Raw genomic sequence first — 21085 nt, 5'->3', positions numbered from 1 at the left:
GCGGCTCGTGTTGTGCGGGATCTCCGGCGGGGCATGCCCCACCGTCGATGTCGCGCTGATGCGCGAACGGGTGCTGCTACGCGGTGACGCGGCGAGCGGACTTGTCGGCGCCCAGACCGACGGCCAGCAGCACAACAGCGCTGAGGAGGTGCAGGAAGTGGTCGGCCGTGTTCAGGGCGAGGATGTTGGCCGCGGTGTTCTCGATGAAGAAGCCGATGATGCCGAGCACGAGGTAGACGGCACCGATGGTGGTGTTCGTCCCCTTCGCGGCAGACACGTTCGACAGGCCCGCGATCAGCAGAGCGGCACCGATGAGGAGGTGGGCGACGTTGTGCAGCGGGTTGACCTCGAAGATGCCGAGCAGCAGCCCGCCGTCCGGGGAGATGAAGCCGACGTTGCTCGTGGCGAAGAAGCCCAGCAGGCCGACCAGCACGTACACGGCACCGAAGGCCACGGCGACGATGCGGTTGGGGGATCTGGTGAGCGCTGTGGTGTTGGTGTTGGTGTAACTCATGGTTCTCATGCCTCCGTTCGTGCGCAGGACGTTCCGCGCATCACTTCATTCGTACCCCTGAGCAGAACGGTTTGGAGGAATGTGCTCACAACCGGCCAAGTGGTTACCTGACCGATATGAACGGGCCACTGGCGGTTCCCCGCGGAGAAGTGGCCGGATGCCGGTGGTGCGCGCCCGCGAACCGTCCCTAGGGTGGCGACATGCCCATCACGCCCGATCAGAAGGACTGGACCTGGGTGCTCACCCGCACCTGCCCCGAGTGCGGCTTCGACGCCGCCGCGTTCCCCTTCGAGGAGCTGCCCCGGCTGCTCCTCGAGAACGCGCAGCGCTGGCCGGCCGTGCTGGGGCGGGACGACGTGCGCGCGCGGCCGGACGACTCGACCTGGTCCGCGCTCGAGTACGGCGCGCACGTACGCGACGTCTACCGCATCTTCGCCGCCCGCCTGCAGCTGATGCTCACCGAGGACGACCCGGCGTTCGAGAACTGGGACCAGGACGCCACCGCGGAGGAGGATCGCTACGGCGAGCAGGATCCGGCGCAGGTCGCGGCGGAGCTCACGGCGTCCGCCCGGCTGCTCTCGGACGCGTTCGCGGCCGTGCCCACCGTCGCCCTCGGCCGCACCGGCCTACGCAGCGACGGATCGAGATTCACGGTCGAGACGCTCGGCCGGTACCTGCTGCACGACCCCGTGCACCACCTGCACGACGTCCACGGCTGAGCCGGGCTGGGCCGGGTCTTTTTCGGTCCCGTGGTGCGGGGGCTGCGGGCGGGGGCTGCGGGTCGCAGCGATGCTTTTGCATGGAAACCGCACCTGACCTAAGCTCGTCAGGCGCGAACACCTATCGCGTGCCCGGTTTTGGACCGGGTGACCCCCTCCCCCCCTGTGGTCCGGCAGTGACGCCCGCATCTCTCCGCGGTGTTCAGTCCTGCTGACCCGCTCCGGCTCCCCGCGAGTCGAGCGATCCCCCGATCCTCGTCGTGCATCCGCGCGCGCTCGGAACGGAACGTGGAGTCCTGCCCGGGCCATGCACTTTGTGAACGGACAACCGTGCCCAGAATCACCAGACCCGGAAGGCGGGCGGCAATCGCCGGTCTCTCCGGCGTCCTCGCCCTCTCCGTCGCCCTCGGCGGCGGCATCTCCGCCACGGCCGCGCCCGAGCCCGACTCCACCCCCGGACCCGGTCGCGCCGCCAACGCCGAGGCCGCACGCAAGGCCATCACCAACGGTTCCGGCAAGCAGCGCGCCGTCAAGCCCGTCAAGGGCTCCTGGATGGACACCAAGCTGACGTCGGATCAGCGCGCCGACCTCCTGCTCGCCCAGATGACCCTCGAGGAGAAGGTCAGCCGCCTGCACGGCGAGTACAGCGGTGAGACCGCGTTCTACATCGCCCCGCTGCCCCGCCTCGGCATCCCGGCGCTGCTCCTCACCGACGCCGGCGCCGGCGTGCGTGTCACCAACCCGAACACCAACGGCGGAGAGGCCACGGCCCTGCCGGCGCCGATCGCCCTCGGCGCGACCTGGGACACCACCCTCGCCACGGCGTACGGCGACGTGCTCGGCACCGAGACCCGCGCCACCGGTCAGAACGGCCTGCTCGGCCCCACTGGCGACCTCGTCCGCGACGCCCGCTGGGGCCGCCAGTTCGAGTCCCTCGGTGAAGAGCCGCGCCTGGTCTCCGATCTCCTCGCTGCCCAGATCACGGCCGTGCAGTCGCACGACGTCGTCGCGACCGTGAAGCACCCCGCGGCGTACACGCAGGAGACGAGCCGCCTCAACGGCGGCAACGTCGACGTGAGCGAGCGCGCGCTGCGCGAGGTGTACCTCGCTCCGATCGAGGCGGCCATCGACGCCGGCGTCGGCTCGGCGATGTGCTCGTTCAACAGGGTGAACGACGTCTACGCCTGCGAGAGCGCCGAGGTGTTCGACATCCTCAAGAAGGACTACGGCTTCGCCGGCTTCATCCAGACCGACTACGCGGCGGCGCACAGCACGGACCTCGCGGCGAACAGCGGCCTGGACGTCGAGTTCCCCGCGGGCAACTACTTCGGCCAGTCGCTGATCGAGTCCGTCAAGGCCGGACGCGTGAGCATGGCGACCATCGACGACAAGGTGCACCGCGTCCTGCGCACCATGTTCGAGTTCGGATCCTTCGACACCCCGGTCGCCGTCACGGCGCTTCCGGAGGCCGCGGACGGCGCGGTGGCCCGCCGGGTCGCCGAGGCCGGCACGGTCCTGCTGAAGAACGGCGCCGCGACCGGCGCCAAGACGCCGCTCCTGCCGCTGTCGTCATCCATCAAGTCCCTCGCCGTGATCGGCGCGGACGCTGACGCGCTCGCCGTCGGTGGCGGCAGCTCGGTGGTCAAGCCCACCTACTCCGTCACCCCGCTCGACGCGCTCAAGGCCCGCGCGGGCGCCGGCGTGAAGGTCACCTATGCGGAGGGAACCGACTCCGTCGGACCCGCGCACACCCTGAGCGGCGCGGCCGTGCCGTCCTCCGTCCTCGCCCCCAAGGGCGAGCCCACCGCGACCGGTGTCACCGCAGAGTACTGGTTCAACTCCGACCGCTCCGGCACCCCGAACGTCGTGCGCAACGAGGACCAGATCGCCCTCAGTGGCGGGTTCCTCGCCCTGAGCGGCCTCTACGGCTCCTCCGTCCCGAAGGTGCCCGGCTACGAGTTCGGCGGCCCGCTCTCGGCGCGCTGGACCGGAACCATCACCGCCCCCACGACCGGTGAGTACACCCTGTCGCTCACCGGCTTCGGCAGCGCGCGGCTCTTCCTCGACGGTCGCGAGATCATCGACGCCTCGGACGCCCACGCCGTGCGCACCGACACCGGAGCGGCTCTGCAGCTGCGCGCCGGCGAGGCGCACGACCTCCGGGTCGAGTACGTGAACAACGCGTACGACGCCGACCAGGAGAGCGCCGCGGACCTCGTCATGACGTGGACGCACCCCGCGAACCTGGTCACGCCGGCCATGGCCCAGGCCGTCGCCGCCGCCAAGGCGTCCGATGTGGCCGTCGTCGTCGCCCGCGACTACGTCGGTGAGGGTCGCGACAAGTCGACCCTGACCCTGGCCAACGAGCAGGACGCGCTGATCAGCGCCGTCGCCAAGGCGAACCCGCGCACCGTCGTCGTGCTCACCACGAGCGGCTCGGTCAACACCCCGTGGCTGAACCAGGTCCCCTCGGTCGTCGAGGCCTGGTACGGCGGACAGGAGCAGGGCAACGCCATCGCCTCCGTGCTGTTCGGCGACGTGAACCCGTCGGGCAAGCTGCCGGTCACCTTCGCGACCGCTGACTCCGCCACCCCCACCGCCGACGCTGCGTCCTTCCCGGGCATCAACCGCAGCGCGACCGTCTCCGACGGCGTGAACATCGGCTACCGGGCCTACCGCGCGGAGGGCATCACGCCGCAGTTCGCCTTCGGCCACGGCCTCAGCTACACGACCTTCGGCTACTCCTCGCTGAAGACGAAGGTCACCGGCAAGCCCGTGAAGAACGGCGGCACCGCCGACGTGAGCGTGACCGTCGACCTGAAGAACACCGGCACCCGCGCGGGCGCCGAGACGGTGCAGGTCTACATCGGCGCGCTGCCCACCCCGGTGGCGACCTCCCCGCTCCAGCTGGCCGGCTACGCCAAGACCGACCTCGCGAAGGGCGCGTCGACCAAGGTCACGATCCCGCTCGACTCGCGCGCGTTCTCCTACTGGGACAGCGCGGCGGACAGGTGGGTGACCCCGACCGGCACCGTTCCGATCTACGTCGGCACCTCGTCGAGCGACATCCGTCAGCAGGGCACGGTCACCATCCGCTGACCCCGCACCGCAGACAGAAGGGGCCCGCATCCACACCGGATGCGGGCCCCTTCCGCGTCCCGCCGGACGAGGATCCGGATCGGGATCCGGGTCACGAGTCGGGGATGAGCCGCTTGCCCATGCCGGTCGCTCCGTCCGGCGCATACCCGAGGCGCTCGTAGAAGGCGGACGCGGGACCGTTGTCCGAGCGGATCTGAATGTTCACCTTCGGGCAGCCGAGCGCGTGCAGCCGCCTCTCGACCTCGGTCATCAGGTCGCGGCCCACACCCCCGCGCTGCAGTCCGGGCGCGACCGCCACGTAGTAGACCCAGCCGCGGTGCCCGTCGTACCCGGCCATCGCCGTGGCCACGAGCTCGCCGTCGCGCTCGCCGACCAGGAACAGCTCCGGCTGCACGGCGAGCTTCCGCTCGATGTCCTTCCGTGGGTCGTTCCAGGGCCGGGTGAGGCCGCACGCGTCCCAGAGGGCGACGACGGTCTCGGTGTCGGGGGTGGCGAAAGGACGGATCTGCATCCGTCCATGCTCCCAGAGCGAGCGGGCGCTACTCGGTGGGTCCGCCGGGCGCGACGGGATCGACGGGGGTCTCCGGGTCGCCGATGGTCTCAGGGTCCCCCGGGAAGTCGGGGTCGCTCGGGAGCTCGGGGTCCTCGGGCAGGTCCGGGTCGCCGATCAGCTCGCGGTAGTGGTCGACCTGGTCCGGCGTCGGATCGATGCTCAGGGACTCGGCGTACTCCTCGGCGAGCTCCGGGTCGTGCTCGGACGCGGGCTCGGCGCTGCCCGCGTAGGGCAGGCTCTCGTCTGGCGTGGTCATGCTGACACCGTACGCTCCGGTCGCCGGGAGCGCCGGGAGCGCCGGGAGCGCGGGGGACGGATGGAGCGCTCGCGTCAGCCGGCGAGGCGGATCGGTTCGATGACGGTGGGGTCGAGGGGATCGACCTTCTGCACGCTGTTGACCTTGCGGTCGACGGGGTAGCCGGACATCGTCGCCGCCACGGCGACCGAGGAGCGGTCGAGCGTCGCGAGCGTCTCGGTGGGGTCGGTGATCTTCGCCGGAGAGAGCCAGGAGTCCCAGGTGTCCTCGGTGAGGAAGACGGGCATGCGGTCGTGCACCTCGCCGGACGCGTCCCGGGCCTCCCGCGTGATGATCGTGAAGGTGAGCGCCCAGCGGTCGCCCTCCTTGCGCGCGGTGTACAGTCCGGCGGCGGCGAGCAGGTCGGCGTCCGTGCGCAGGAAGTACGGCTGCTTGCCGTCGCTGACCTTCGCCCACTCGTAGTAGCCGAGCATGGGCACGATGCACCGCTGCGACGCGAACGCGCCCTTGAACATCCCGTTCGTGGCGACGGACTCCAGCCGGGCGTTGATCGGCGACGGTCCCCCCGGCTTCGCCCAGCTGGGGCGCAGCCCCCACGAGGCCACGTCCACCTGGCGCATCGTCTCCTCGCCGCGGCTGCGCTCGCGCACGATCGGTGCCGGATCCGTCGGCGCGATGCTGTACACCGGCCGCCAGTCCGCGACGTCGCCGCCCGCGGCGACGAACTCGCTGATGAGGTCGTCCGTCTCCTTGTTCATCGCGAATCTGCCGCACATGCTCCCGACGGTACCCCCACCGTCCGACGCCGTCGAAGGACGGCACTGCGGACGGCACTGAGGACGGCACTGGGGGACGGCGCTGGGGGGCTCGGCTGGGCGAGTGGCCGGGCGTTGATCGCGCCCGGGTCGCGGGCGTAGCGTTCGGGCGAAGGCGGTCCGAGGGACGGTGGCGCGATGGACGGTGGCGCGATGAACGGTGGCGGCATGGACGACGACGAGGGCCCGCGGCGCGGCACCGACGAGCAGCAGAGCCCGGGTGCCGACGGCCAGGACGCGACGACGCGCGAGACCGAGGTGCTCGTGGTCGGGGCGGGGCCGACCGGGCTGATGCTCGCCACGGTGCTCGCCCGGCTGGGGGTCGACTGCCTGCTTGTCGACGGCAAGGCGGAGCCGACGCGGGAGTCCCGGGCGCTCGGGGTGCACGCGCGCACGATGGAGGTGTACGAGCAGCTCGGCGTCGTGGACCGCGTGCTCAGGGAGGGCACGCCGGCGCAGGCCCTCGCTCCGGGCTACGGCGGCCGGATCTTCGGCCGGCTGCGGCTCGGCGACATCGGGTCGGACGTCAGCCCGTACCCGCGCATCCACGTCCTCGAGCAGAGCCGGAACGAGCGCATGCTCGCCGATGCATACGAGGGCCTGGGCGGGGAGATCCTGTGGCGCCACGGTCTCGACCGGCTGGACGTCGTGCGAGGGGACGGGGACGGGGGGACCGGCGTCGTGGCGCACCTCGCCGGGCCGGCCGGCGCGGTCGGCGTGCGGGCGCGATACTGCGTCGGGGCGGACGGGGCGTCGTCTCCGGTGCGCAAGAGCACGGACATCCGGTTCGAGGGCATCACCAACCGGCACACCTTCTACGTCGCGGACGGGGTGGGCGTCCGCGGCCTCGCGGAGGACGCCATCAACGTGCGACCGGGGCCGCAGGACTTCCTGCTGACGTTCCCCATGGGCGACGGCGGTCGCGCGCGGGTGCTCGGCATCGTGCGCGACGCGGACACGCCGCAGGGCGGACTCACGGAGGCGGGGGTCCGCGCGCGGCTGGAGCGCCTCTTCTCCGTCACCATGGAATCGGCTGCATGGTTCTCCACCTACCGGGTGCACCACCGCGTCGCCTCGGCCTTCCGGTCCGGCCCGGTCTTCCTCGCCGGGGACGCCGCTCACGTGCACTCGCCCGTGGGGGCGCAGGGCATGAACACTGGGCTGCAGGACGCCCACAACCTGGCGACGAAGCTCGCGGACGTCCTGCGCCGTGGCGCCCCGGACTCCTACCTCGACCGCTACGAGGCCGAGCGCCGGCCCGTCGCCCGCACGCTGGTCCGCAGCACCGACCGGGTGTTCGCGGTTGTCACGTCCGACCGGCGCATCGCGCTGATCCTCCGCCGCGTCGTCCCCGCCATCGCCGCCCCGGTCGCGGTCCGGCTGCTGCCCCGGCTGCGCGGCTCGGGCCGGTTCTTCCAGTACCTGGCGCAGGTGCGCATCCACTACTGGATGAGCGACGAGGCGAAGCGGGCGTCCGGCGGCAAGCGCGGCCGCGTGGTGGGCCGACGGCTGCCGTGGACGGGCGAGAACTACGCGCCGCTCACGTCGTTCCGCTGGCAGGTGCACGCCTACGGCGCGGTGCCGGCGGACGTGCTGGACCGCATCCGGGACTCGCTGCCGCTCGAGGTGCACGCGCTGGCGCTTCGCGGGAACACCCCGCTCGAAGACGGGATGCTCTACCTCGTGCGCCCGGACGGCTTCGTCGCTGCCTCGGCGACGCCGGAGCGGGCCGCCGCGGATTTCGCCGCCGCCCTGCCGTTCCCGGTCCCCGTGCGCGGCTGACCAGCACCGCATCCGCAGTCACACCCGCTCTGTTCCGAATTCAGGCTCAGCTGCGACACGCCGCATCTCAGGACCTCGAAACGCGGCGTGTCGCCGTACAACCTGAATCGTGAACGGGGGAGGAAGGGAGGGGGAGGAGGACCGGGAGGCTACTGGGGTCGGAGGCGGAGGTTCTGCATGCCGCCGTCGACCGCGAGGGAGACGCCCGTCGTCGATCCCGACCGGGGGCTCGCGAGGTAGGCGACGGCGCCCGCGACCTCGTCCGCAGACACCAGGCGGCCGTGCGGCTGGCGCGCGTTCAGGGCGGCGCGCTCGGCGGCCGGATCCTCTGCGGCGTCGAGCAGCCGCGCGACCCAGGGCGTGTCCGCCGTTCCGGGGCTCACGCAGTTCACCCGGATGCCCTCGCGGATGTGGTCGGCGGCCATCGCGCGGGTGAGCGCGAGCACCGCCCCCTTCGACGCGCTGTAGAGCGCGCGCTGGGGGAGGCCCGCCGTCGCGGCGACCGACGAGGTGTTCACGATCGCCGCGGACGGGGACTTCCGCAACCAGGGCAGGGCGGCGCGGGTGACGCGGGCCGTGCCGATCACGTTCACGTTGAACACGCGGGCCCACTCGTCGTCGTCGTTGTCCGCGACCGTGCCCTGGGCTCCGATGCCGGCGTTGTTGATCAGGATGTCGATGCGGCCGAAGCGCTCGGCCACCGCGTCGATCGCGGCGCGCACCGACTCGTCGTCCCCGATGTCCGCGCGCGCCCCGAAGCGCGCACCGGCATCGTCGGCGCCCGCGTTCACGGCGTCGACGTTGAGGTCGAGCACCGCGACGCTCGCGCCGTCCTCGGCCAGCCGGTCGGCGATGGCCGCACCGATGCCGGACGCACCACCGGTCACGACCGCGACGAGGCCGTCGAACTCGCCCTGCCCGGTCATCGGCCGGCTCCGAACCCGACGAACTCCTGACGCTGGCGGCCGAGCCCGTCGATCTCGATCTCGACGACGTCGCCCGGCGCCAGGTAGGGGAAGCGGCCGGACAGGGCGACGCCCTCGGGCGTGCCCGTGAGCACGAGGTCGCCGGGCTCGAGCGCCATGTACTGGCTGAGGTGCCAGATGATGTGGTCGACGCCGAAGATCATGTCCTCCGTCGTCGAGTCCTGGCGGGGCTCCCCGTTCACCCAGCTGCGCAGGCGCAGGGCGCTGTGGTCCACCTCGTCGGGCGTCACGAGCACGGGCCCGGTCGGGTTGAACCCGGGGGCGCACTTCCCCTTCGACCACTGGCCGCCGGACACGGCCAGCTGGAAGTCGCGCTCCGAGACGTCGTTCGCCACGACGTACCCGGCGATGTGCGCCGCGCTCTCCTCAGGCGATTCGAGGTAGGAGGCACGCGCGCCGATCACGACGCCGAGCTCGACCTCCCAGTCTGTCTTCTCGCTGCCGCGCGGGATCTGGACCGCGTCGTTCGGCCCGACGACGGTGTTGGGCGTCTTCAGGAACAGGATGGGGATCGTGGGCGGGGCGGAGCCCGACTCCGCAGCGTGCGCGGCGTAGTTCATGCCGATGCACACGACGGCGCTCGGGCGAGCGATGGGCGCTCCGACCCGCAGCGCGTCCGCACCCGTCAGCTCCTGCAGCGACCCCGCGGCGACGGCGGCGCGCACCGCGTCCGGCCCGTCGGAGGACAGGAAGGCACCGTCGATGTCCGGCGTGATCGACGAGACGTCGTAGTAGGTGCCGTCGACGAGCACGACGGGGGTCTCCTGGCCGACCGGGCCGAGGCGGGCGAATCTCATGCGTCTACTTCCTTGTGGTCGCGAAAGGGGAGCCGGCCGCGCGTTCTTCCCCGCGGAGGCCGGGCGGACATCAGACTATCGTCGGCACCGACCGGCGGTGGGGCGCGGCTCGGGGAGAAACGGTGTCGTGATTGACATCCTATACATCCGATGTCTAGGCTCGCACTGCTTGAGCAGAGAGGCCCAATCCGTGAGCACCGTCATCGCGCTGGACACCAGCGACGTGCGTTTCCCCACCTCCCAATCACTCGATGGTTCCGACGCCATGAACCTCGATCCCGACTATTCCGCCGCGTACGTGCGCATCCTCACCGACGCAGACGACGGCCTCGAGGGGCACGGGTTCGTGTTCACCATCGGCCGCGGCAACGACGTGCAGGTGGCGGCCATCCAGGCGCTCGAGCACCACGTCGTGGGCAAGAGCGTCGAGGAGCTCCTCGAGCACATGGGCGCGACGTGGCGCTCGTTCGTCTGGGACTCCCAGCTGCGCTGGCTCGGGCCCGAGAAGGGCGTCATGCACATGGCCATCGGGGCCGTCGTGAACGCCCTGTGGGACCTCAAGGCCAAGCGCGCCGGCCTTCCGCTGTGGCAGCTCCTCGGCCGGATGTCGCCCGAGGAGCTCGTCGAGCTCGTCGACTTCCGCTACCTTACCGACGCCCTGACGCCCGACGAGGCGCTCGAGCTGCTGCGGGCCGCGGTTCCGGGACGCGAGGAGCGGGAGGCGGAGCTCCTCGCCACCGGCTACCCCGGGTACACGACGACCCCGGGCTGGCTCGGCTACAGCGACGAGAAGCTCGTGCGGCTCTCCCGCGAGGCGGTGGCGGACGGCTTCGACATGATCAAGCTCAAGGTCGGCGGCAGCATCGAGGACGACGTGCGCCGGATGCGGCTCGCCCGCGAGACCGTCGGCCCCGACGTGCGCATCGCCACGGACGCGAACCAGCGCTGGGGCGTCGATGAGGCGATCGAGTGGATGGCGCGGCTCGCCGAGTTCGACGTCGCCTGGATCGAGGAGCCGACGAGCCCGGACGACATCCTCGGCCACGCCGCCATCGCGCGCGGCGTCGCCCCCATCCCGGTCGCCACGGGCGAGCACGTGGCCAACCGCGTGATCTTCAAGCAGCTGCTCCAGGCGGAGGCGCTGTCCGTGCTGCAGATCGACGCCACGCGCGTCGCCGGCGTCAACGAGAACGTCGCCATCCTGCTGCTCGCCAAGAAGTTCGGCGTCCCCGTGTGCCCGCACGCGGGAGGGGTGGGGCTCTGCGAGGCCGTGCAGCACCTCTCCATGTTCGACTTCGTAGCCGTGACCGGCACCCGGGAGGGGAGGGTGATCGAGTTCGTCGACCACCTGCACGAGCACTTCGTGTCCCCCGTCGAGATCCGGAACGGCGCGTACGTTGCGCCGACAGCCCCGGGCGCCGGCACCGAGATGCTCGCCGCCAGCCGGGCGGAGTACGAGGTGCTGGCGGGTGTCTGAGTCGTCCACGCTCGTCGCGACCGATGCCGGCACTGCGGCGGCCCTCCCTCCGCTCGGCTACGGCGCCGCGAATGTGGGCAATCTGTTCCGGGCGCTCTCCGACGACGAGGCCCACGGGGTGCTCGAGGCGGCGTGGGAGGCGGGCATCCGCTACTTCGACACCGCCCCGCACTACGGCCTCGGCCTGTCGGAGCGGCGGCTCGGGGCGTTCCTCCGCACCAAGCCGCGGGGCGAGTACGTCGTGTCCACCAAGGTCGGGCGTCTGCTCCGGCCCAATCCGGGCGGCGCGGGAAGCCTCGACCTCGCCCACGACTTCGCGGTGCCCGCGGACCTGCGGCGCGAGTGGGACCTGTCGGCCTCGGGGCTCCGGCGGAGCGTCGAGGAGTCGCTCGAGCGCACCGGACTCGACCGCTTCGACGTGCTCTACCTGCACGACCCCGAGCGGCACGACCTCCGGACCGGGGTCGAGGTGGCCGTCCCGGCGCTCGCCGCCCTGCGGGACGACGGGCTGACCGACCGGGTCGGCGTGGGCTCGATGGACGCCGACGCGCTCCTCGCCTGTGCCGAGACGGGCGCCCTCGACCTCCTCATGGTCGCCGGGCGCTTCACGCTCGCCGAGCAGCCCGCGCTCGCCCATGTGCTTCCGGTGTGCCGCGCCCTCGGGGTCGGCGTCGTGGTCGCCTCGGTCTTCAACTCCGGTCTGCTCGCCCGGGACGAGCCGGCGCGGGACGCCCGCTACGAGTACGGGAGCGTGCCGGCCGGCGTGTTCGAGCGCGTGCTCCGCATCGCCGACGTGTGCCGGGGGTTCGGGGTCTCCCTGCCGGCCGCGGCCCTGCAGTATCCGCTGCGCGAGGCGTCCGTCGTGAGCGTCGTCGTCGGCGGCAGTCGCCCGGACCAGCTGCGGCAGAACGTCGAGCGGTTCGACGCGCCGATCCCGGACGAGCTCTGGGCCACCCTGGTGGCCGAGGGTCTGCTGCCCGAGTAGCGCCGTCGTCCCCGTCGACGCCTGCGTCGACGCCCGCGCTGTCAGCCCGTCCGGAAACGAAAGGAACGCACATGCTCCAGGGGATCAACCCGCTCCTGACCGGGGACCTGCTCAAGCACCTCGACGAGATGGGGCACTCGGAGTCCGTCGTCATCGTGGACGCGCACTTCCCGGCGGCCGGGCTGGCCGATCGCCTCGTCACGCTGCCCGGCACGACCGCGCCCGAGGTCGTCGCGGCGATCCGCAGCGTCCTGCCGCTGGACGACGTGTCCGCGGTCGACCTGATGACCTCGGCCGACGGAACGGTGCTCGACGTGCAGCACCAGCTGCTCGAGGCGGCCGGCATCGCGCTCGACGAAGCGCGCTTCGTCGACCGGTTCGCCTTCTACGACGTCGCGGCCGAGGGCTACCTCATCGTGCGGACGGGCGAGACGCGGAAGTACGGCAACGCCCTCCTGCGAAAGGGGATCGTCACCGGCTGATAGCCGGGCCCGCTTCCGCGGATCAGTGCATCGCGATGGAGCCCACCGCGTGCAGGTGGTCGCGGATGAACCGCTGCGCGTGGGCGGCGAGGTCGTCGGAGTCCTGCCAGAGGTTGCGCCAGATGCCGAGCGCGCGGCTCAGGTCGTCGTTGACGACCGCGGAGGAGAAGGACTCGAACACGACCGGCCCGTCGTAGCCCACTCGCGCGAGCGCGCGGAAGAACGGGTCGAAGTCGACGGTGCCGGAGCCGAGGTAGCCACGGTGGCTCTCGCCGATGTGCACGTAGCCCAGCCGGTCGCCGACGTCGAGCACGGGCGAGAACATGTCCGACTCCTCGATGTGCATGTGGTACGTGTCGAGGTGCACCCGGACGGCGTCGGAGCCGATCTCGTCCAGGAACGCGAGCGCCTGCCGGCCGGTGTTCATCAGGTTCGTCTCGTACCGGTTCACGACCTCGAGCGAGAGGGTGATGCCGAGGTCCGCCGCGCGCGCGGCGAGCCGCCCCAGCGCAGCCGCACTCGACGCGCGGCCCGCCTGCGTCGGCGGCTCCAGGTACTTCTTCATGGCGCTGTAGATCACCCCGCAGAGGTGCCGGCCGCCCATGGCCGCGACGATGTCGAGGCACTCCTCGAGCATCCGCTCGCCCGCCTCGACGGCGGCGGGGTTCGCGCTGGTGAGGTCAGTCGCGTCGCTCAGCCCGAGCGACGCCGTGACCGCGAGGCCGTTGTCGGCGAGGAGGCCGGCAGCGAGCTTCCGGTCGAAGCCGTACGGATCCATGAGCGGGATCTCGAGCAGATCGAAGCCGGCCGCGCGGGTGCTCTCGACCGCGGTGGTCAGTCCGGCCCGGTCGAACGTGCCGGTGAAGACGAGGGCGTGAACGCCGAGCTGCACGGCGGACTCCTTCCGAAGGGTTCGACGGTGAATTCTTCTTCCGCACTCGGGAGTGCTCGCTCACACTAGTGCTAACGGAACCCGGTAGATACATTTAGGTACAACTGGCGCGGCGGTCGGTCACGATTCGGTCAATGGTCGGACGTTTCCGATTTTTCGTGGCATGATCGATGCGGACGGAATCCCGACCGTTTCTCCTTACGAAGAAGTAGGTGATCGAGTGCCGACACAGTTGTTGGCGGTTCACGGCATCAGCAAGAGCTTCCCCGGCGTGCAAGCGCTGAAGGACGTTCAGTTCGAGCTGAACCGCGGCGAGGTCCTGGCCCTCGTGGGCGAGAACGGCGCAGGAAAGTCCAGCCTCATGAAGATCCTGTCCGGGATCTACACGAAGGACGCCGGCTCGATCTCGCTCGAGGGCGCCGAGGTAGACATCGACAGCCCCAAGACGGCGCAGACGCTGGGCATCAGCATCATCCATCAGGAGATGAACCTGATGCCGCACCTGACGATCGCGCAGAACATATACATCGGACGTGAGCCGCGGGGCGGGGTGTTCCTCCGGGAGCGCGCGCTCAACCGAAAGGCGACCGAGCTGCTGCAGCGCCTCGGCATCGCGCTCGACCCGCGGGAGGTCGTGGGCAACCTCACCGTCGCGAAGCAGCAGATGGTCGAGATCGCCAAGGCGCTGTCGTTCGACGCCAAGGTGCTGATCATGGACGAGCCGACCTCGGCCCTCACCGAGTCCGAGACGGAGACGCTGTTCCGCCTCATCGAGGGGCTGAAGCAGCGCGGCACGGGCGTCATCTACATCTCCCACCGCATGGAGGAGCTGCGCCGCATCGCCGACCGGGTGACGGTGCTGCGCGACGGGCAGTACATCGGCTCGCTCGAGAAGCACGAGCTCGACATCACCCGCGTGATCGACATGATGGTCGGGCGTCACCTCGAAGAGGGGGCCCGGCCGAGCAGCGACCGCCACCGCGGCGACGTGGTCCTGCGGGTGCAGGGCCTCAGCACGCGCCACCTGCTCGACGACGTGAGCTTCGAGCTGCGTCGCGGCGAGATCCTCGGCTTCGCCGGCCTGATGGGCGCGGGACGCACCGAGGTGGCCCGCGCCATCATCGGCGCCGACCCCATCGACTCCGGCACGGTCGAGATCAACGGCAAGCAGGTGCGCATCTCCCAACCGTCCGACGCCGTCCGGCACGGCGTCGGCTACCTCTCCGAGGACCGCAAGCTGCTCGGGCTGCTGCTCGAGCAGGACGTGAACAGCAACATCCTGCTCGCGTCGCTGCGGGACTACACCGACGCGCTCGGCTTCGTGCACACGCCCAAGGGCAAGCAGAAGTCCCGCGAGTACGTGAAGTCGCTGCGCATCAAGACCCCGTCCATCGCGGCCACGACCAAGAACCTGTCCGGCGGCAACCAGCAGAAGGTCGTCATCGCCAAGTGGCTGGCGCGGGACTGCGACATCCTCATCTTCGACGAGCCGACCCGCGGGATCGACGTCGGGGCGAAGGAGGAGATCTACCGACTGCTGAACGATCTGGTGGCCCAGGGGAAGTCGATCATCATGATCTCCTCCGAGCTGCCGGAGGTGCTGCGACTGTCGCACCGCATCGTGGTGATGGCCAACGGCCGCATCACCGGTGTCCTGGAGAACGAGGACGCGAGCCAGGCAAAGATCATGGACCACGCCACCCGCATGGGCGTCGAGAAAGAGTACTCATCGCGATGAACGCAACACCTGTCACCGAGACCCCGGCCGAGATCAAGAACCCGGAGCCGCAGCGCGGCGGCGGCGCGCTCAGCTTCCTCCGGGCCCAGCTGCAGCAGTCCCTCGCGTTCGCCACCCTCGTGGTGCTGCTCATCTTCTTCTCCTTCGCGAGCAACAACTTCTTCACCTGGAGCAACATCTCCGGGATCCTGCTGTCGACCGCGGTCATCGGCATCCTCGCGCTCGGCACCACCTTCGTGATCATCACGGGCGGCATCGACCTGTCGATCGGCACCGGCATGACCCTCGCCGCGGTGATGACGGGCATCTTCCTCGTGAACCTCCAGCTGCCGCTCGTCGTCGGCGTGCTCGGCGGCATCGCGACCGGCGCGCTCATGGGCTTCGTCAACGGCGTGAACATCGCGATCCTGAAACTGCCGCCGTTCATCGCGACCCTCGCGATGATGCTCATCGCCCAGGGCCTCGCGCTCGTCATCTCCGGGGTGCGCCCGATCTACTTCAGCGGCGTGACCGGGTTCAAGAACATCGCGCTCGGCACCCTGATCCCCGGCCTGCCGAACGCCGTGCTCATCCTGTTCGTGCTCGCCATCGTGGCCTACCTGATGCTGAGCAAGACGATCCTCGGCCGGTACACGTTCGCCATCGGTAGCAACGAGGAGGCCAGTCGGCTCTCCGGCGTCAACACCCGCAAGTGGAAGATCATGATCTACACGGTGGCCGGCGTCTTCACCGGCATCGCCGGCGTCGTGATCGCCGCCCGCCTCGACTCCGCGCAGCCCCAGCTGGGCGTCGGCTACGAGCTGCAGGCGATCGCCGCCGTCATCATCGGCGGAACGAGCCTGCTCGGCGGCCGCGGCTCCATCATGGGCACGCTCATCGGCGCGCTCATCATGAGCGTCCTCATCAACGGCCTGCGCATCATGTCCATCCAGACGGAGTGGCAGAACGTGGTCGTGGGCATCGTGATCCTCGTGGCGGTCTTCACCGACTCGCTGCGTCAGCGGAGGTCCGCCTCCTAGCCCTGCAGCACCGACCCTGAACCAGGGGAACGGCCGTTGAGAGAGGCCGGGCCGTTCCTCCCCGTTACCGATTGCAGAATCGGTTCCACCCGGAAGCACCGAAAAACGCTCCTGCACCTTTCGATTGCCCACCCGATCCGGCCCCTCGCGCTAGTCAGCACAACCGGGTCAGCTGAACTGCTGGCCACCGAACGAACAACGGAGTTATTCGATGACATCACGTAAGAAGGCAGCACTTCTCGCGGGCGCCGCGGCGGTAGCGCTCACCCTCGCCGGGTGTGCCGGCGGCGGGTCCTCCGGCGGCGGCGGTGGCAGCGCGGAGGCGCCGAGCGGCGACAAGCCGTACATCGCGCTCGTCTCCAAGGGCTTCCAGCACCAGTTCTGGCAGGCCGTCAAGGAGGGCGCGGAGAACAAGGCGGAGGAGCTCGGCGTCGACATCACGTTCGAGGGCCCCGCGTCCGAGACCGAGGTCGACAACCAGCTCACCATGCTGCAGTCGGCGATCGACAAGAAGCCGGACGCCATCGGCTACGCGGCCCTCGATCCCGAGGCCTGCATCCCGCTCATGGAGGCCGCGGAGAGCGCCAAGATCCCCGTCGTGCAGTTCGACGCGGGCTGCAACAGCGACTACCCGGTCAGCATCGCGAAGACCGACAGCCTCGGCGCCGGTGCGCTCGCGGCGGACCACATGGCGGAGCTCATCGGCGAGAAGGGCGAGGTCGCGATCGTCGGTCACAGCCAGATCAACTCGACCGGCGTCGAGCGCCGTGACGGCTTCGTCGACCAGATCGAGGAGAAGTACCCCGACATCGAGATCGTCGACATCCAGTACGGCGACGGCGACCACCTCAAGTCGGCGGACATCGCCAAGGCCATGATCGCCGCCCACCCGGACCTCAAGGGCATCTACGGCACCAACGAGGGCTCGGCCATCGGTGTCGTGAACGCGGTGAGCGAGCTCGGCATCGAGGAGGGCGAGCTGACCGTGATCGGCTTCGACTCCGGCCAGGCGCAGATCGACGCCATCACGAACGGCCTCATGGCCGGCGCCATCACCCAGAACCCCATCGGCATCGGTGAGCAGACCGTGCAGGCGGCGTTCGACGCCATCGAGGGCAACACGCCCCCCGAGGTCATCGACACCGGGTACTTCTGGTACGACAAGGAGAACATGGAGGACGAGGAGATCGCGGCCGTCCTCTACAAGTAACGCCGCTTCGCAACACGAACGAAGCGGAGCCCCTCGCCATCGGCGAGGGGCTCCGTCGTGTGTTCTCGGTCGCTGAGCTTGTTACGGTTGCGGCCTCGGAGCTTTGGCGCGTTCTTCTCTACGGGACGATGACCGCGCGACCCCGCACCGCGCCGGCGGCGAGGGCCTCGTAGGCCGCCGGGGCGTCGTCCAGCGAGTAGCGCTGGGTCTCGACGGACACCTGGCCTGAGCGCGCGAGGTCGAGCACCTCGATGAGCTCCGCGCGGCTGCCCCAGTAGGGGATCCGGACGGCGGCGTCGAACGCGATCCTGCCGAAGCCGATCTCCACCGTTCCGCCGCCGATGCCCACGATGGTGACGTCCGCCTCGGACGCGGCGACGGAGGCGGCCAACGCCATGGTCGGCTTGGCGCCGACGAAGTCGAAGACCGCGTTGGCGCCGATGCCGCCGGTGATCTCGCGGATGGCGGCAGCGGCCTTCTCGTCGCTGATCACCGTGTGGTGCGCCCCCACGTGCCGGGCGAGGTCGAGCTTCTCCTCCGAGATGTCGAGCGCGATGACCTGTGCCCCGGACAGGGCGCGGAGGATCTGGATGCCGACGTGACCGAGGCCGCCCGTGCCGATCACGACGGCGAAGGTGCCGGCGCCGAGCTTCGGCAGCGACGCCTTGATGGCGTGGTACGGGGTCAGGCCGGCGTCGGTGAGCGACACGTTCTGCACGGGGTCGAGGTCGCCGAGGGGCACGACGTGCCGCGGGTCGTCGATGATCATGTACTCGGCCATGGAGCCGGGGGCGCCGAGCCCGGGCGGCTTGATGCCCTCGGCGGCGGCGTTGACGCAGTAGTTCTCCTTGCCCTGGGCGCACTGGTGGCAGCGGCCGCATCCCCACGGGCCGTACACCGCGACCGCGTCGCCGACGCTGAGGTGCTCGACGCCCTCGCCGAGCTCCTCGACGATGCCCGCGCCCTCGTGACCGAGGGTCAGCGGAAGCGGATAGCCCTGGGCCGTGTAGTCCTCCTCGCTGAGGCTCATCACGTATTCGTCGGAGTGGCAGACTCCCGCCGCTGTGACCTTCAGGAGCACCTGGCCCGGACCGGGCGACGGCTTCTCGATCTCGACGACCTCTGGGTGGGAACCGACCTTCGTGTACTGGAGTGCCTTCATGCCGACAAGCGTATGCGGGGGTCACCTGGGGTGCGGCGGACGGGGTCCGGTAGCGTGCCTCGCATGACGAATGCCGGGCGGCGCCTCCTGCCGAGCGGTGACGCCGCCGTGCTCGTCGACCTGGACGCGCTCGACGACGTCCTGCGCCTCTACCCGGCGCTGCGGGCCTCGCCCCCGGCCGGGGTGCTGGACATCGTGCCGGGCGCCCGCAGCATCCTCGTCACGTGCGATTCGGATGTCCTGCCGCTTGCCGCCCTGCGCGCCTGGCTCGCGGGCACCCCGGCCGCCACCGCGGCGCGAACCGGCACGGCGGCGGGAACCGGCGTCACGGGCTCGGCGGGGACGGTCCAGATCCCCGTCCGGTACGACGGCGAGGACCTGGACGAGGTGGCACGGCTGCTCGGCACGACGCCGCGCGACGTCGTCCGCCGGCACACCGGCGCCACCTGGACGGTGGCGTTCGGCGGGTTCGCGCCCGGCTTCGGCTACCTCGTGTCGCGCGGCGCCGCGCTCGCCGTGCCCCGGCGGCCGTCGCCGCGACCCCTGGTGCCCGCGGGCGCGGTCGGGCTGGCGGGCGAGTTCAGCGGCGTCTACCCGCGGCCGTCGCCCGGCGGGTGGCAGCTCATCGGGCGCACCGACGCGGTGCTGTGGGACCCCGACGCCGAGCCGGCTGCTCTGCTGGTGCCCGGCGTCTCCGTGCGTTTCCGGGAGGTCGGGTCGTGACCGCGGGTGGACGGGGCGCGGCGGGGGAGCTCCGCATTGAGCGCTCCGGACCCCTGCTGCTGATCCAGGACGCGGGCCGACCGGGGCAGGCCGCGCTGGGGGTGCCGGCCTCCGGCGCCCTCGACCCCGTCGCGGCGGCCGCGGCGAACCGGCTCGTCGGCAACGGGCCCTCCTCGGCCGTGCTCGAGCTGCTGCTCGGAGGCGCTCTGCTCCGCGCGTCGGCGCCGACGTGGATCGCGGTGACCGGCGCCGCGGGCGCCCTCGAGGTGCAGGGACCGGGCGGGGTCCGGCCCGCGCCCTGGACCGCGGCGTTCCGCCTCGACGCGGGGGAGGCGCTCGCCATCGGGCCGGCCCAGTACGGCGTGCGCTACTACCTCGCCGTGCGCGGCGGCGTCGGCGTGCCCGCGACACTCGGCTCCCGGTCCTCCGACACCCTTTCCGGGCTGGGCCCGGCACCGCTGAGAGACGGGGATGTGGTCCCCGTCGGCGGCGTGGACCCGATCGGGCCCGTACCGCCGCTCGACCTGCTGCCCGCATCCGCTCCGCCGGCGGGGGAGGTGACCCTGCGGGTGCTTCCCGGGCCGCGCCTCGACTGGTTCGCCGCCTCGGCCTGGGACGCGCTGCGGGCCCGCTCATGGACCGTCACCGCCGAGGCCGACCGGGTGGGCGTCCGGCTCGACGGGCCGCCGCTCGAGCGCGTCCGCGACGACGAGCTGCCGAGCGAGGGCGTGGTGACGGGGGCGTTGCAGGTGCCGCCGTCGGGGCTGCCCATCCTGTTCCTCGCCGACCATCCCGTCACGGGCGGCTACCCGGTCGTCGGCGTGGTCCGCCGGGTGGACGTGCGCCTCGCGTCGCAGCTGCGCCCGGGGCAGGCGGTGCGCTTCCGCTAGGCCGGAGCGGAACGGGCGGGCGTCACGACCAGGTCAGGAACCGCTGCGGATTGAGGCTGAGGATGCGTTCCGTCGCCTCGGCGCCGACGCGCTCCCGAAGGCGCGGCAGGTAGCGGGTGCCGAGATATGCCAATCCCGGCATGCCGCCGTACGCGGCGTACCGGGTGCGCCGCGCGACGTCGCCCCCGATCAGAATGCGGCTACCGCCCCCGCCCGCGACGACGGCCTCGGTGAGGGCGAGGAGCTCGGCGTCGCTGCGCGTGCGCGGCCGGGCCATGCCGTCGTAGCCGAGCCACGCACCGCGCGCGGCGAGGTCGAGGTGCAGGCCGGGGTCCGGGTCCCGATCCGCGTGGGCGAGGGCCACCCGGTGCTCGGGCACCCCCGCCGCGGCGAGCAGGTCGAGCACCTCGTGCGCCGCGGTGCAGAACTCCAGGTGGATCATGACGGGCGCCCCGGTCTCGGCGGCCGCGGCGCCCACCGCGTCGAGCGTGCGGCGCTCGAAAGGGCTGATGGACCAGTAGCCGATGCCGGCCTTGAGCAGCCCCGCCCGGATGGGCGCGCCGCCGTACTCCGCCGGTCCCGGAGCCGGGAACCCGGAGGGCGGGTCGTCGACGGCGGGCATGCCGCGGAGCAGGTCGCCGAGGAACAGCTCGAGCCGTCGCTCCACCCCCGCGTCCCGCAGCCAGTGGCCCTCGGGGTAGTGCGCCTCCCGGTGCACGCCGGTCGTCGCGACGACGGCGAGCGCGGCCGAGCGGCTGATGCGCGCCACCGCCTCCGGTCGCCGGCCCAGCCCGATGGGCGTCGCGTCGACCATGGCGTCGAAGCCGCTGCCGACCAGCAGCCCCGCCTCGTCTGCGGACGCCGTCTCGTCGTCGAGCTCGTCGCCGGGCAGCAGCGGGCTCACCTGGAACAGGTGCTCGTGGTAGTCGACCCTGCCGAGCGACGCCGGCTCGACGTCGCCGAGGACGGTGCGGACGAAGGTCACG

General features: G+C 71.2%; 20 protein-coding genes. 11 read left to right on the top strand and 9 right to left on the bottom strand.

Features of this window, described 5'->3' with window-relative positions; translation table 11 throughout:
• Positions 1-76: 76 nt before the first annotated feature.
• Positions 77-514, bottom strand: coding sequence for a DUF4383 domain-containing protein (locus DAI20_RS03735; protein ID WP_108249727.1), 438 nt, complete (start codon positions 512-514; stop codon positions 77-79).
• A 200-nt stretch (positions 515-714) separates the two neighbouring features.
• Between DAI20_RS03735 and DAI20_RS03730 the strand changes: the two genes are divergently transcribed.
• Both DAI20_RS03730 and DAI20_RS03725 read left to right on the top strand, forming a co-directional pair.
• Positions 715-1233 carry a DinB family protein gene (locus DAI20_RS03730; protein WP_108249189.1) on the top strand — a complete coding sequence of 173 codons (519 nt, stop codon included), beginning with the start codon at positions 715-717 and terminating at the stop codon, positions 1231-1233.
• Positions 1234-1563: 330 nt separating this feature from the next.
• Entirely contained in the window at positions 1564-4332 is a 2769-nt protein-coding gene (locus DAI20_RS03725; protein WP_108249188.1) for a glycoside hydrolase family 3 protein, read from the top strand.
• Positions 4333-4423: 91 nt separating this feature from the next.
• On the opposite strand, the gene DAI20_RS03720 is transcribed toward DAI20_RS03725, so the two are convergent.
• The 3 genes from DAI20_RS03720 to DAI20_RS03710 all read right to left on the bottom strand — a co-directional run bounded on the left by DAI20_RS03720 (position 4424) and on the right by DAI20_RS03710 (position 5917).
• Positions 4424-4843, bottom strand: a complete 420-nt coding sequence (locus DAI20_RS03720; protein WP_108249187.1) for a GNAT family acetyltransferase — start codon at positions 4841-4843, stop codon at positions 4424-4426.
• A gap of 28 nt (positions 4844-4871) precedes the next feature.
• Positions 4872-5141: a hypothetical protein gene (locus DAI20_RS03715; RefSeq protein WP_108249186.1), complete on the bottom strand. Its 270-nt coding sequence runs from the start codon at positions 5139-5141 to the stop codon at positions 4872-4874.
• Positions 5142-5215: 74 nt separating this feature from the next.
• Entirely contained in the window at positions 5216-5917 is a 702-nt protein-coding gene (locus tag DAI20_RS03710; protein WP_108249185.1) for an SOS response-associated peptidase, read from the bottom strand.
• 177 nt (positions 5918-6094) lie between these two features.
• On the opposite strand from DAI20_RS03710, the gene DAI20_RS03705 reads away from it, so the two are divergent.
• The gene (locus tag DAI20_RS03705; RefSeq protein WP_205781333.1) at positions 6095-7738 is read left to right on the top strand and encodes an FAD-dependent monooxygenase; all 1644 of its coding nucleotides are present in this window, start codon (positions 6095-6097) and stop codon (positions 7736-7738) included.
• Positions 7739-7887: 149 nt separating this feature from the next.
• Here the strand turns inward: DAI20_RS03705 and DAI20_RS03700 are convergent, their stop codons facing one another.
• A complete protein-coding gene (locus DAI20_RS03700) occupies positions 7888-8664 on the bottom strand; it encodes an SDR family NAD(P)-dependent oxidoreductase (protein ID WP_108249184.1) in 777 nt (258 codons plus the stop codon).
• Positions 8661-9521, bottom strand: a complete 861-nt coding sequence (locus DAI20_RS03695) for a fumarylacetoacetate hydrolase family protein (RefSeq protein WP_108249183.1) — start codon at positions 9519-9521, stop codon at positions 8661-8663. Before DAI20_RS03695 ends, DAI20_RS03700 begins: the two co-directional genes overlap by 4 nt.
• Positions 9522-9711: 190 nt before the next feature.
• Here DAI20_RS03695 and DAI20_RS03690 point away from each other — a divergent pair, with 190 nt between their 5' ends.
• The 3 genes from DAI20_RS03690 to DAI20_RS03680 all read left to right on the top strand — a co-directional run bounded on the left by DAI20_RS03690 (position 9712) and on the right by DAI20_RS03680 (position 12465).
• A complete protein-coding gene (locus DAI20_RS03690; RefSeq protein WP_108249182.1) occupies positions 9712-10998 on the top strand; it encodes an L-fuconate dehydratase in 1287 nt (428 codons plus the stop codon).
• Positions 10991-11983, top strand: coding sequence for an aldo/keto reductase (locus DAI20_RS03685; protein WP_108249181.1), 993 nt, complete (start codon positions 10991-10993; stop codon positions 11981-11983). The genes DAI20_RS03690 and DAI20_RS03685 overlap by 8 nt, the downstream gene beginning before the upstream one ends.
• Positions 11984-12054: 71 nt before the next feature.
• On the top strand, positions 12055-12465 hold the full coding sequence (locus tag DAI20_RS03680; RefSeq protein WP_108249180.1) for an RbsD/FucU family protein: 411 nt from the start codon (positions 12055-12057) through the stop codon (positions 12463-12465).
• A 22-nt stretch (positions 12466-12487) separates the two neighbouring features.
• On the opposite strand, the gene DAI20_RS03675 is transcribed toward DAI20_RS03680, so the two are convergent.
• A complete protein-coding gene (locus tag DAI20_RS03675) occupies positions 12488-13357 on the bottom strand; it encodes a sugar phosphate isomerase/epimerase family protein (RefSeq protein WP_108249179.1) in 870 nt (289 codons plus the stop codon).
• A gap of 220 nt (positions 13358-13577) precedes the next feature.
• Between DAI20_RS03675 and DAI20_RS03670 the strand changes: the two genes are divergently transcribed.
• From DAI20_RS03670 to DAI20_RS03660, 3 genes are all read left to right on the top strand, one after another.
• Complete coding sequence (locus DAI20_RS03670) at positions 13578-15095, top strand: sugar ABC transporter ATP-binding protein (protein WP_168927667.1); 1518 nt, start codon at positions 13578-13580, stop codon at positions 15093-15095.
• Positions 15092-16114 (top strand): ABC transporter permease, encoded by a 1023-nt coding sequence (locus DAI20_RS03665; RefSeq protein WP_108249177.1) that lies wholly within the window; start codon positions 15092-15094, stop codon positions 16112-16114. Before DAI20_RS03670 ends, DAI20_RS03665 begins: the two co-directional genes overlap by 4 nt.
• A gap of 211 nt (positions 16115-16325) precedes the next feature.
• Positions 16326-17324 carry an ABC transporter substrate-binding protein gene (locus DAI20_RS03660; RefSeq protein ID WP_108249176.1) on the top strand — a complete coding sequence of 333 codons (999 nt, stop codon included), beginning with the start codon at positions 16326-16328 and terminating at the stop codon, positions 17322-17324.
• 118 nt (positions 17325-17442) lie between these two features.
• On the opposite strand, the gene DAI20_RS03655 is transcribed toward DAI20_RS03660, so the two are convergent.
• Complete coding sequence (locus tag DAI20_RS03655; protein ID WP_108249175.1) at positions 17443-18486, bottom strand: NAD(P)-dependent alcohol dehydrogenase; 1044 nt, start codon at positions 18484-18486, stop codon at positions 17443-17445.
• 63 nt (positions 18487-18549) lie between these two features.
• On the opposite strand from DAI20_RS03655, the gene DAI20_RS03650 reads away from it, so the two are divergent.
• Positions 18550-19209 (top strand): 5-oxoprolinase subunit B family protein, encoded by a 660-nt coding sequence (locus DAI20_RS03650; RefSeq protein WP_108249174.1) that lies wholly within the window; start codon positions 18550-18552, stop codon positions 19207-19209.
• Positions 19206-20099 (top strand): 5-oxoprolinase subunit C family protein, encoded by an 894-nt coding sequence (locus DAI20_RS03645; RefSeq protein WP_108249173.1) that lies wholly within the window; start codon positions 19206-19208, stop codon positions 20097-20099. The genes DAI20_RS03650 and DAI20_RS03645 overlap by 4 nt, the downstream gene beginning before the upstream one ends.
• 22 nt (positions 20100-20121) lie before the next feature.
• Here DAI20_RS03645 and DAI20_RS03640 read toward each other — a convergent pair whose 3' ends face one another.
• The gene (locus DAI20_RS03640; RefSeq protein ID WP_108249172.1) at positions 20122-21084 is read right to left on the bottom strand and encodes a phosphotriesterase family protein; all 963 of its coding nucleotides are present in this window, start codon (positions 21082-21084) and stop codon (positions 20122-20124) included.
• Position 21085: the final 1 nt, after the last annotated feature.

This window comes from Planctomonas deserti (assembly GCF_003067705.1).
GTDB classification, from domain to species: domain Bacteria; phylum Actinomycetota; class Actinomycetes; order Actinomycetales; family Microbacteriaceae; genus Planctomonas; species Planctomonas deserti.
Note: the sequence above shows the minus strand (reverse complement) of the source record. Positions and strands in the feature narration are given on the sequence as shown.

Excerpts from the sequence above, each read along its gene's own strand:
- DAI20_RS03735 (WP_108249727.1), bottom strand. The coding sequence starts at position 514 with ATGAGTTACACCAACACCAACACCACAGCGCTCACCAGATCCCCCAAC.
- DAI20_RS03730 (WP_108249189.1), top strand. The coding sequence starts at position 715 with ATGCCCATCACGCCCGATCAGAAGGACTGGACCTGGGTGCTCACCCGC.
- DAI20_RS03720 (WP_108249187.1), bottom strand. The coding sequence starts at position 4,843 with ATGCAGATCCGTCCTTTCGCCACCCCCGACACCGAGACCGTCGTCGCC.
- DAI20_RS03715 (WP_108249186.1), bottom strand. The coding sequence starts at position 5,141 with ATGACCACGCCAGACGAGAGCCTGCCCTACGCGGGCAGCGCCGAGCCC.
- DAI20_RS03710 (WP_108249185.1), bottom strand. The coding sequence starts at position 5,917 with ATGTGCGGCAGATTCGCGATGAACAAGGAGACGGACGACCTCATCAGC.
- DAI20_RS03705 (WP_205781333.1), top strand. The coding sequence starts at position 6,095 with ATGGACGGTGGCGCGATGAACGGTGGCGGCATGGACGACGACGAGGGC.
- DAI20_RS03700 (WP_108249184.1), bottom strand. The coding sequence starts at position 8,664 with ATGACCGGGCAGGGCGAGTTCGACGGCCTCGTCGCGGTCGTGACCGGT.
- DAI20_RS03695 (WP_108249183.1), bottom strand. The coding sequence starts at position 9,521 with ATGAGATTCGCCCGCCTCGGCCCGGTCGGCCAGGAGACCCCCGTCGTG.
- DAI20_RS03680 (WP_108249180.1), top strand. The coding sequence starts at position 12,055 with ATGCTCCAGGGGATCAACCCGCTCCTGACCGGGGACCTGCTCAAGCAC.
- DAI20_RS03665 (WP_108249177.1), top strand. The coding sequence starts at position 15,092 with ATGAACGCAACACCTGTCACCGAGACCCCGGCCGAGATCAAGAACCCG.
- DAI20_RS03660 (WP_108249176.1), top strand. The coding sequence starts at position 16,326 with ATGACATCACGTAAGAAGGCAGCACTTCTCGCGGGCGCCGCGGCGGTA.
- DAI20_RS03655 (WP_108249175.1), bottom strand. The coding sequence starts at position 18,486 with ATGAAGGCACTCCAGTACACGAAGGTCGGTTCCCACCCAGAGGTCGTC.
- DAI20_RS03650 (WP_108249174.1), top strand. The coding sequence starts at position 18,550 with ATGACGAATGCCGGGCGGCGCCTCCTGCCGAGCGGTGACGCCGCCGTG.